Source organism: Prevotella sp. P4-119 (assembly GCF_002251345.1).
Taxonomy (GTDB): domain Bacteria; phylum Bacteroidota; class Bacteroidia; order Bacteroidales; family Bacteroidaceae; genus Prevotella.
Genome location: NZ_NPJB01000060.1, coordinates 1 through 9447, shown reverse-complemented (window position 1 = coordinate 9447; position 9447 = coordinate 1). Strand labels below are relative to the sequence as shown.

General features: G+C 46.0%; 6 protein-coding genes. All 6 read right to left on the bottom strand.

Going from position 1 to position 9447, the window contains the following annotated elements; all coding sequences use genetic code 11:
- Positions 1 to 650, bottom strand: a 650-nt coding sequence (locus CIK89_RS06355; RefSeq protein WP_144269539.1) for a DUF6443 domain-containing protein, incomplete at its 3' end; no start/stop codon positions are given.
- A gap of 1 nt (position 651) precedes the next feature.
- Positions 652 to 4032: a hypothetical protein gene (locus CIK89_RS06350; RefSeq protein WP_094390557.1), complete on the bottom strand. Its 3381-nt coding sequence runs from the start codon at positions 4030 to 4032 to the stop codon at positions 652 to 654.
- Positions 4029 to 4580 carry a hypothetical protein gene (locus tag CIK89_RS13315; RefSeq protein WP_144007284.1) on the bottom strand — a complete coding sequence of 184 codons (552 nt, stop codon included), beginning with the start codon at positions 4578 to 4580 and terminating at the stop codon, positions 4029 to 4031. Before CIK89_RS13315 ends, CIK89_RS06350 begins: the two co-directional genes overlap by 4 nt.
- A gap of 521 nt (positions 4581 to 5101) precedes the next feature.
- Positions 5102 to 5458 (bottom strand): hypothetical protein, encoded by a 357-nt coding sequence (locus CIK89_RS06340; protein WP_094390555.1) that lies wholly within the window; start codon positions 5456 to 5458, stop codon positions 5102 to 5104.
- A 137-nt stretch (positions 5459 to 5595) separates the two neighbouring features.
- Positions 5596 to 7386, bottom strand: a complete 1791-nt coding sequence (locus tag CIK89_RS06335) for a hypothetical protein (RefSeq protein ID WP_094390554.1) — start codon at positions 7384 to 7386, stop codon at positions 5596 to 5598.
- A gap of 166 nt (positions 7387 to 7552) precedes the next feature.
- The gene (locus tag CIK89_RS06330; protein ID WP_094390553.1) at positions 7553 to 9310 is read right to left on the bottom strand and encodes a phage tail tape measure protein; all 1758 of its coding nucleotides are present in this window, start codon (positions 9308 to 9310) and stop codon (positions 7553 to 7555) included.
- Positions 9311 to 9447 lie beyond the last annotated feature (137 nt).

Genomic DNA, 9447 nt, shown 5'->3' with positions numbered 1-9447 from the left:
GTATCTCCTGCTGCGGTGCGCTCCATAATCTTCCTCCCGAGCAGGTCGGTGAATACGGCTGTGCTCCTGTTGTCGGCATCGTAAGACACTGCTTTTGCCAGCGTTCCCTCTGGATAGTACTCGAAGGATGATGTGTTCTCGGGGAGCGTGAGGCTGTACGATCCGTCCTCGGGAGCCTCGTAGTGCAGCACGAGGTCGGACAGTGTGTTGGCGAGATGCTCTGTCCTGTCCTGCTTTCCCGCCTGTCTCCATGTGTCTCCTGCGATGTCGACTGCTGTCACCCTGTCGAGCGCGTCGTAGTGGCTCTCTGTGAAGAAGCCGTTGTCAAGATAAAACAGGCCCATGGACGTGACACCGTTCACGGGGATATATTCAAGACCGTTTGCCGGCACGGGTAGATACCTGCGTTTCTCGCGCCCCGCTCCGTCGTATGTCGTCAGGGTGCATGCCGTCCCTCCGTCGGTGCCGGCAGTGGCGACGGAGAGTGTGGGATAGCCCAGCCCGTTGTAGTACTGCACCGCCTGCAGCGAGTCTGTCCCGTCCGCGTCAAGCATCGTCACTGTCTTGACGTAGTTCTCCGTTGCCGTCTGAGCAGAGCACAGGGCAGGAACGTACAGCAGGAGTGCAAGTAATAGTTTTATATTGTTCATACTAGTTAGTCTTGTAGTTGTAGTTATATTTTTGAAGGATATTGTCGTCAGCGTCACGTGCTTCTTCCAGTCTTCCATAGGTGTCATAGCGGTATTTCGCCTTGTCTCCGTTAGGCTTGATGACACATGAAAGAGTATGCCATGGGGAATATTCATAAGCTGTCGCCATGGCTCTCTCATTCAGCAGGGCAGCGTGAAGAGACTCCGTAGCATTTGTTATTTCTGTGGCGGCAGTTCCATTTTCCAGAATGTCGACAATGCCCGACATTGCCTTTACTTCGGAATATGCCTTGCCGACAATCTCCAATACAGGAAGCCGATGGCAGTAAGACCATATTACGGCAACGGGAGTTCCGTCCTTCTTCTTATAACCGCAGATGTTTCCGTAGTCGTCGTAGTCTGTCACGTCCAGTTCAAGAACCTCGCTGTTGTTAGGAGTTATGGAATAGTTCTTGCTGACTACCGGCAAGCCATTTGAAAGCGGCATGTAAAGATTCCTGTAGCCGCCAACTGTGTTCCCGTTCCTGTATTGCAGAGCCTTTACTCTCTCGCTGATACAATGCGCGCTTGTCAGGCATGCCGTGTTTGAGTTGACGGCTTCCGCATCACCTGGGTACCAATACCTTGTCAGGCATGTCTCCTCCGTGTTGGCGTTGAAGGCAACGCTCTTTGTTATGCTGGAGGGCATGTAATTGTTTTCATTGTATTCGTAAGTTGTAGTTACTGGTTTCATCGCCACACCATCAACATAGCCAGTCTCGGTGACGCTTGAGGGCAATGCGCACAAGGGAGATTTGGAGATCAGGGCGTATTTGTAATATACATCCAAGGCACTGCTACCGGGACTCATGTCTGAGCATCGAGCCCAAGGGAAGAAAACCATATCGCTCAAGGCAGGGCTGCCGCCGATTACCGTATAAGAATAGCAAATCTTGTGCATCAGCACACTGTCACTTGAAAATGTCGCGGATTCTGTCAGTTTTCCGTTGAGTCCGTCCGTGTTTACTCCGAAAATGCCGTTGTTGACACTGTGACACCCGTCGTTATGGAAATTCTCTGTGCTATATGACATCAGTTGCCCGTCCTTGTCGTAATTCTCCTTAGTAACTTTAGAGTAGCCGACATCCGGGCATTCCAAAGAACAAACAGCAAGATATTTCGGGTCGGAGGTTATAAAGTAAAAGGCGCAGTACAGGGTTGACGGTATGGAGTAGAAACAAGGATTGGCAGGCTTGCTGGCAAAGAGGTACTGCATGTCGATGTGCTCTTTGTCAACTGTCGGTATGAGCAGTTTTCCTTCTTCATACCTATAGCGTGTATATCCTAACATCTCACCATCGCTGTCATAGTTCTCTACTGTCCTGATTCTTAGCCCACCGCCGACAGACTTTCCGCTGGCATCGGCAATAGATGTATCTTCGACGTATGCAGGCGGAAGCGTTACCTGAATGCGTCCTCCAGTTATTAATCCACTTGCCACAGTGCTGAATTTGCATGACAGCACATAATGTCCCTTGGGAAGCACGCATGATTCCTTGAAATCCTCCATGTCATTATATTTAGTATAATACCTTGAGAATACGGTTTGTCCTGTGGAATCCTTGCCGACGATGCCCAGGTCAAGTTTGTAGTATTGCTGTGGCGAAGGCAAATAAGAAGATCCAGAGGATATTTCGACGGGCACTGCCTGGTCGATGTCGAAATCCCTCGTCTCTGGTGTGTTGTTATAGCCTGTTCCGTTATAGCCTGTACCACATGTTACCGTCCTCGGAATCTTAACGCTTGAACTGGCAGACGGGTAGTAATATTTTCCGTGTTCATCGTCAAAGTGGTTTATCTCATATTCAAACAACGTGAAGCCGCCGGTAGGGTATGTAATCTGGTTTAATGTTCCAATCTTGCAGTACAATTCGTTAGCGTAACGGTTAGCCGGCCCAACAGTCTCAATACCTGTAAGCCTGCCATCATAGTCATATTTGTATTCTGGTGAAGCGCATAGGCCGTCAGCGTTGGTCTTCCCGTTGTAATACCCCCAGAAGTCTTGCCGCATGCTTATTCGGGAAGGCAATTCTTGCGCATCGTTATATCCGAATGAGTATTTCTTTCCGTCAACCGTAACGTCAGTTAATTTTAGCCGTTTAAAGCCATACACGTTTGTATATCCGTACTTGCTGCAAAGCGTGTGCTCATATTCGCTTTCCGTATGGTATCCATAGGCAAAAGCGACAGTATGCAATATCGTGCCGTTGTCGCTTGACCTTACGGTTATACTGTCTATTCTTTTCGCAAACTTTATGTCCTCCCTGCTTCCATAGGCAAACGTTACTGTCTCTTTGTCGGTTATAATGGTGTCAGGATAGTATTCCCTAATGCCATATACCAGCGTGCTTGGCTGGTTGCGCTTTATGAATATCTCCCGAATTGCTTCCGATGCTATCGGCATGTCGGAGTTTTCGTCGCGCTTGCCTACGGTCTCATAATAGGACTGTAAAAGACTGTATCCCTTTTCGGAGTATTTGAATTCTGCAAGGCATCGGCCCGCAGCATTCCTTATTTCCGCCAGATTGTATGACGCATTGTCCTCCATGGAAGTCTTTGGCGCCTCGGCAAAGACGTACATTTGCCCATGGTCGTCCGTAATCTCTATGCTGTGAGGATAGGAGCCGGTATAATCCTTTAGTTCTATTCTGTAAGCCGTTGCGTCGTTTCCGATAATCCTTGCCTCTTTGCTTCCAGTGTCGATGACAAAAGAAACTCTATGCCCGCAAAAGGAAGCCTGGAATATGTCCGGGACTCTTACCCCGTCTGAGACATCTCTCAGGATGTCAAACTTCTTTCGGTCTTCTTCTATAGGCTGGCAGAAGAGAGAGGGGTTTGCAGGAACTGAAGGAAACCTGACAAGGGGAAGGCCTGCTATGCAGTAATATGGTGTATATCCTATTCCAGGCAATACAGTCTGGAGCAGGTCCAAGTTGGTTATCGAACTTGGGTTTATGCTAAATGAATTCTGGTTAAAGTCATTCTTTCCACATACTATCTGGCTGATGCTCCCGCCCATAACCATGTTCCATCCCAGTCCAACATACGTTGCCTGCTGGTCAACCTTTATGCCTGACGCATCGTAGCACAGTTCTACAGGCATAGTGAAGTCTCCTGAGCATATGTCGAATAAGGGTACAGAAATGTTCGGCACACCAGTGTACCCCGAGTTGTTGTATTTCCCATACTGTCCAAGCGCGCTTGCCTCTGGAGTCAGATTCTGGAAGTCTGGCAGAAGGCTGTTATAGATATTTCTCAAATCTTGTGTGTCGTCGGCATTGGCATAACAAGAAAGAGCCGCCAGTAATAATAATGCTGCGGTTTTAATTGCTGTTGTTTTCATAGTGTCACTTTCTCGCTGTATACTTTTCCGTTAACGTTGATATAGAGGATATACACTCCCGGGAGCAGTCCGTTGCAGTCTATCTGTGTGGAATACCCCTGTCCTGCGTTTTGTGTCCATTGCCTGCTTACGCATAGCATGCCCATGTGGTTGGCGACGATGTTTGTGATGGTGGCGTCCTCGTCAAGGTCGTATGCCATCTGTATTACCTTCCCGTGTGTCTCTATCTGGTAATGTATGATTCCGTCGTCCTGCGCGTCCCCGTCAGCGAATCCCTCTTGCTCATCGTCTGACGGGAAGTCCGTCTGGCTTATATAATATGGCACTTGGTCTGAGGGCAGGTTGCAGTAGGCATATCTCGTCGTTCCCACAACGTCCATGTTGAAGTAGCTGGTGCTTGTCACGTCCTCGATAACGGGATACTGCGATTCGGGCAGATACCACTCGTAGCGTTCGTCAATGACCTGTGCGAGCCTTGCGGTGTCGAGGGCGGCGGAGTCGATGTCCATGCAGATGGAGTAGGAGTCGATGGTATGCACCCTGAGCACATTCCTCAGAGTGTCGTTCTCCGCCAGCACTATAGAGCCGTCGGCATCCACCTTGACGGTTGTCGTGCCGACCTCACGGAAAGGATGGTCGCCGCAGTACATCCCCTCGCATCTGAACGGCTTGCCGATAGAGTCTCCATATACGAGATGGAGTCTCCTTGTGGTTTTACTCAGGGCATAGTCCCTTTTCTCCAGCGTTGACTCACTGCCGACGAGAACGAGCGTGTCAGGGGTTGCCCGATAATAACGGATTTTGCCAGGCTCAATGACGGAGACCACGCCTGTGCTGTCCTTCATAAACATCACCTGTTCTGCCCCCTTAGATCCGAGTTTCCTGGAAAAGTCCCACACTTTGTTACTCCCTCCCTTACCGGGGGAGAAGTAACGGATTCTGCTCTTCTGTAAACTGTCGGTTGATGCCGGAACCATTTCAGACAGGTTCACCTGACCATAGACCGATGTTATCCCAAATAGCAATGATAAAGCAGAAATGAAAACTCTTATTTTCATCTTCGCTCTGCTTACAGTTCAATTACACCTATATAATATACAGAACCGACGGTGAGGCGGATGGCGTATTCTCCTGTAAATGTGGAAGGGAAAACGAGAGAAGTCTGACCCGGAGCCAGCCAATCGGTATAGACCAGGTTCTCGTCTTCGTCGAAGAGTTCCACAGAAATGATTTCCTCAAACGGATAGAAGAGGGTGAGCGTGTGCCCCGTGATGTCAATGGTCAGCGGACGAGCAGGTGCTTTTGGCTTGCCTGGATAAATGGGCGTTTCGTCAATGATCGAGGAGTGCAAGATTTTGGGGTTACCTTTTACTGAAGCCATGCTGCCTAACCAGACAGCAAAGAATAAAATAAGAATCTTTTTCATCGTTGTTTTGTTTTGATTTGCATGCGAAATTACATCGTTGAATTATGATGCCAAAACAATAACAACAGAGATAATTAACCAAAAATTAACCTCAATGTAATTGACTGATTATGAAGCCGTTCTTACATACAGACGATTCAAAGACCCAATATTTCTTCATCAAGTTTCTTGGAATTACCCTCAACACCGAATAATTTTTTCATCATCGTATTGCGTATTTTCGTGATATAGGCAGATGAAACTCCAAGCAAGTTGCAGATGTCCTTTGGTCGGAAATGCAGACGGATAAGGATGCAGGTGTTGAATTCCTTTTCGTTCAAGGCATATTTCTTGGAAGATATAAACTGATAGAATGAGGGGAAAAAGTCTATGACCATCATATACATTTGTTGCCATTCTTCAGCAGAAGGCAGGTTTCCTTTTGCCGCCAACTTGTCAAAAATGTGATAGATTTCCGAATCCTTTAGTTTCGCCTCTGCAATTTCCCTTTCTTTAGTTTCTTTGCTCTGGTATTTCTCAATATCACTCCGTAGAATCTCAATGTCTATCTCCTTTTTCTCTATCAAAAGATTTAATTCTGAAGTGTAATTGTTTAACTCCTCTATATTGCTTTGTGCTTGCGAGAGGGCTGTTTCTATGTTTCTTCCATGGGATCTAAGCCTGATGACTTCCGACTGTGCCTTGGCAAGTTCGGCAATACTCTGTTTGTAATGATGGAGAGCCGCTATACGTTTCTTTCTTTCCCTACGTATAACAATGAAGGTTATAGCGATGATACTAAACGTAGAAAAGCCGATGACCATAAGCCTTTTGTGCATTTTTTCAGATTTCTCGTTGGCCAATCGGGCTGATTCCTGATAACGCGAATAGTCATACATGGCTTTCATCCGTTCCACTTCTTCCGTTGCCATGTTAGCATAGACGGAATCGTTCATCGTATAACTGTAAAGCGCGTATTTGGCTGCAGAGTCTGGCCGATGTGTCTTCTGGAAAAGCAGCGCCAGACCTCTTGATGCGGCATTCTGGTTGTTGAAATCCTTACCTTCACGGAGTTCCTTGCGAAAATAGTGTTCTGCAGAATCATATTTCCCGACAGCCAAATAATAGCGTCCTTTAGGGTAATAGTAAACCTCACGCCCCTTAACTATATCATGGTTTTCGTCAAAGAAACCGGATTCTGATTCGTATATGTCCATGAAGGTCTTGGCTTTGTTCAAGGAATCTTTCTCTACAAGTATCGTAATGGCTCCTCCTAAGATTCCGGCAGACAAGTTCTTATATCCATATCTTCTGGCGAGCACGGATGCTTGTTCGCAAATGGATAGTGCAGAGTCAGGCTTCCCCATTCCTTTATAGGCTGCTATATTTCCCGCCATACCTAATATTGCAGCGAGTGTGTCTTTTGCTTTCCATGAGTATCTGATAGCAAGATTATTAAACTTTAAATCTTCTTCAATCAGATTTTGGTGGTAGAAAACATCGCTCATCTGCCCATAAACTCTACTGAGCAAGGCATAGTCACATTCAATGTCTGTCGTATCTGCATGATTTGCAGCCTTCTGATAATTATTCAGAGCATTAGGGTAGTCATGAATATCTTGGTAAGCGCGTCCAAGGAGATAGTGGGCAAGCATTCGTTCGTTGGCAGTACCGTGGCTTTCATAATAATTGACGAGAAGTTTTTGGATACTGTCAGAACGGAAAACCGTATCGCATTTGTTCTGGGCATTGGTAAGCAACAACAGACGACGCATACGCTGGCTGCGGGATAGTCCGTCATTGCTAATGCTGTCGAGAATGGTGATAGCCTCACTGGAGTTTTCATTTATAACAGCCTCTGCTTGGTCAAGCAAACGCTGAGCCTCCCTACTACCACAGGCGTTGAGTAGCAGAACTAAGACGCATATATGGAAGAATCGTTTCAGCATCGTTTGTTTCTTAAGTTGTTGCAAAGATAATGAAAATAGTTGAAATTTATATTGAAACGCGTATGAAAAATCATAATAGTAAATTTTGAAACATCTCGCAACGCAGTCTACACACAAATTTAGAAATCTATTGACGAGGTTTTTAAATGAAACATGTTTAACACCATTACCCAAGACCGCGTTTTGATGTGCTACCCTTTATGAGAAGGCAATTATTATCAGACATACTCATTTCAGAGGCTAGTTGGTCCATACGACGTAAGGCAATATCCCATTTGAATTGACTAATTTCACCGACAATGGAATCTGCAATGTCCGCAATGCCTTTTGCCGCCTTCTGACGATTATTTTCATCGGATGGATTTAATCCTTCTAGTTGGCATTTTGCAACAATTCCCTGGCCTATTGTACGCTCATCCTTATTGGTGAATACAAGTTTCTTGCTTAGCGCCCAAGTTACTAATGCTTTAGCAGCTTCTTCGACAAGACCATAGAGATTACTCCAATTAACAAAGGCTTCCGTTGCTCCTGCTTGACTGATGAACCTCTCCATCATTGACAAGCGCTTTACTGATTCCTCCACTTGCTTTTCTGCCTTCTCTGCTCTCATGGTCTGTTCCCTGGCTTTTTGTTCTGCAATTTGGGTCTTGGCTTTCTCACGGACTACTGCTCTTTCATCGAGTTCCGAGATACGTTGTCTCAACGCCATATTCTCCTTGTCCGTCTTAGCAGCTAAGGCAATCTTCCTTTTGACATCGAGATACATCTTCTTGCCGACATCATTGATTTTCTTTTTGTGCAGTTTCGATACGCTGAGTAACTGGCTCTGAAGGGTGGTAACAATCTCTTTAGCCTTGGCATTGCGTTCCTTTTGCCATTCTTCACGCTTCAATATAGGAATAGGTGTGCTGATTTCCCTATCAAGTCGTGACAATGTCATGTTAATAAGGTCTTTAACGGTCAACGGTTCCTTTGAACCTTGGAAGGAGAATGTCATTTCAGCAAATGGTACCGCCTCCAGTTCTTCTTCTGGAACACTCGTTGCAGAAAGCAATTCGTCGATGGCTTCCTGAAGTTTGGTCAACTTACTGTTACTGGCTTCTATGTTCTTCTGAATCTGCTTCACTTCTGCTTTCTTACGTTCAGTATATTCTGCTACCTCTTTGGCACGAATGGCTTCCTGCTCAGCCTTGAAAGTATGAGCGTCGCGCCATTTCTTGTCACTTTTCTTGCCACGCTCCATTTTGAGAGTATTAGCCAACATATCCTGAAGTTCTGACATATCATGACGGTTTAGATTGATGCACTGGCCTGTCTCATGGTCAGTCCAATCAAAAACATAGTGAGCATGGTGGTTCCAGAGAAAGATTGTCGAACCTTCTGCAGAATCGAGATACTTACCCTGCTGATGATCCTTATCCGTCACCAAATGCTCATGGCCTTCATCAAGGTGAGCATAGATGGCTTTGGTCTTGATGTCCCAACGCTGTTCGATTTGATTAGCCAAAGTCTTCATCTGCTCCATCGTCGTATTCTCTGTGATGACAGCAACACCTTCACGGACAGGCTCGGCATTCTTGGGCATCTTCTTGGGTTTCGACAAGTCGAGTTCCCATTCTGGAACAACCTTTTGAAGTCCAGTTTTAGGGTCAACGATTGGGTCGACCGTCTTTTTATCGTAAGCAAGTGTTGTCAATTGTTTTCCATTTTCATCAAGTTTCGCCTTACGACAGAAATGATGGCTGGAATAGCGTTCCTTAGCCTTGCGAATCTCATCGGCTACCGACTTGAAGTCCTCAGCTTCCCAACTCTTGTTAAGATTTGAATACTCGGGATGAACATGCTTCATCTCCTTCTCGCGTCTGTTGTGCTTCTCGGCACCATACTTGGCAGCGCAAATGTGTATCGATGTTTTTTTAGCCATAATTGTATATAATTAACGTGAGTTCGACGAATTAGAATAAGGTCAATTGTCTATCAATAGTCCTTTGAACGGCAATTGTAGGTTTCTTAGGAAAGAAGCAATATGCTGCCAAAGCTCCAAGAGTATTGACAATGAAG